Source organism: Nocardiopsis flavescens, from assembly GCF_900141985.1.
In the GTDB taxonomy this organism is placed as follows: Bacteria; Actinomycetota; Actinomycetes; order Streptosporangiales; family Streptosporangiaceae; genus Nocardiopsis; species Nocardiopsis flavescens.
In genome coordinates, this window is the sequence record NZ_FQZK01000069.1 from 1 (window position 1) to 1,120 (window position 1,120).

The 1,120-nt window shown below is 74.8% G+C and carries 1 protein-coding gene and 1 pseudogene; both read left to right on the forward strand.

Going from position 1 to position 1,120, the window contains the following annotated elements; translation table 11 throughout:
• On the forward strand, positions 1 to 686 hold a 686-nt coding region (locus BUE45_RS31045; protein WP_143173574.1), incomplete at its 5' end, for a glycosyltransferase.
• Positions 687 to 716: 30 nt separating this feature from the next.
• Positions 717 to 1,120, forward strand: a pseudogene (locus BUE45_RS31050) (activator-dependent family glycosyltransferase); the annotation flags it as partial.

Genomic DNA, 1,120 nt, shown 5'->3' on the forward strand with positions numbered 1-1,120 from the left:
GGCATTTCACGGTGGATCCGCTGCCGGAGGTGTTGGGGCTGGGTGCGGTGGCGGGGGTGGAGCGGGTGCCGGTGCGGTACGTGCCCTACAACGGGGCCGCCGTGGTCCCCGAATGGGTCCACCGGGGTCCCGACGGGCGCCCCGTGAGGCTCTGCGTCGACCTGGGCGCGCACCCCGAGCGCATGGGCGGGTTCGCCGTCCCGGTGGACGAGGTGGTCGCCGCGATGGGACGGGTGGACGCCGAGGTCCTGGTCCGCCTGCCCGCCCGCTCGGTCTCCGGCCTCACGGAGCTGCCCGGCAACGTGCGCCTGGTGGAGCCCGGTGAGCTGCCGCTGCACGTCCTGCTGCCCGAGTGCGAGGCGCTGATCGGGCACGGGGCCCCTGACGCCGTGATGACGGCGGTGGCCGCCGGCATCCCGCAGGGCTTCCTGCCGCAGAAGTACTACCTGGACGCCCCGCTGCTGGCCGAGCGCCTGGTGGCCCTGGGCGCGGGGGTGCGGGGGGACGAGACCGCGCCCTCCGACGGCGACGCCCTGGTCGCCATGGCCGAGGCGCTGCTCGGCGACGCGGGCCTGCGCGAGGGCGCCGCGGCGGCCCGTGCGCTCGTCGAGGCCGAGCCGACCCCCGTGGCGCTGGTGGCCGAGATCGAGGCGCTGGTCGAGAAGCACCGCACCGCCGCCCCCTGACCCGTCCGCCCCCGGCTCCGAGGAGCACACGTGCGCGTTCTTTTCGTCTCCTATGCGGAGAAGACGCATTTCCTGGGGATGGTGCCGCTGGCGTGGGCGCTGCGGGCGGCGGGGCACGAGGTGGTGGTGGCCTCCCAGCCCGAGCTGATGCCCACCGTGGCGTCCACCGGCCTGCCCGGCGTCCCCCTGGGCCGGGACCACCGCATGGCCGAGGTGAACCGCGCCGTGCGCCTGATGGGCGGCGCGGGGGCCCGCGGCTTCGACCTCATGTCCGACGCCCCGGAGGACACCACCGCGGAGCGGCTGCGCCACGGCTACCAGCATGAGCTCCTCCCGCTCTGGTGGAAGGTGGTGAATGATCCGTGGGTGGCGGAGCTGGTGGGTTTTTGCCGGTGGTGGGGTCCGGACCTGGTGTTGTGGGAGCCGGTGTCGTT